The sequence below is a fragment of the Serratia sp. 506_PEND genome (genome assembly GCF_001076875.1).
In the GTDB taxonomy this organism is placed as follows: Bacteria; Pseudomonadota; Gammaproteobacteria; order Enterobacterales; family Enterobacteriaceae; genus Serratia; species Serratia marcescens.
The window spans coordinates 1-282 of sequence record NZ_JVEL01000026.1; the positions used below are offsets into that span (position 1 = coordinate 1).

The window sequence follows — 282 nt, forward strand, 5'->3', positions numbered from 1 at the left end:
CCGGCAGAAAACGGAGAAAATCACGAAATGAAAGATTATTGATTTTTAATATGAATTTCCCAGCACAGTCATTGACCCATGCACCAGAAATGAAATCATGCCCAAGTGCCATGTTGGCCTGCCCAAGGCGATTTTGCTGTTCTTCGCAGACCGCCACTTTGCGCATCTGCCAGTCCTCAACTTCCACATTCTCAAGATCGAAACAGTGCATAACCAGACCAGAGATGACTTCAGGTGAACGGCTGGGGCTCGCCAGCATCCCTGCATAAGAGAGCATTTTGG

1 protein-coding gene is annotated in these 282 nt (G+C 47.9%); it reads right to left on the minus strand.

The window, feature by feature from the left end; genetic code table 11:
* Positions 1-282: type VI secretion system baseplate subunit TssG (locus ADK28_RS00685; protein WP_048794625.1), on the minus strand; the 282-nt coding region annotated here is incomplete at both ends.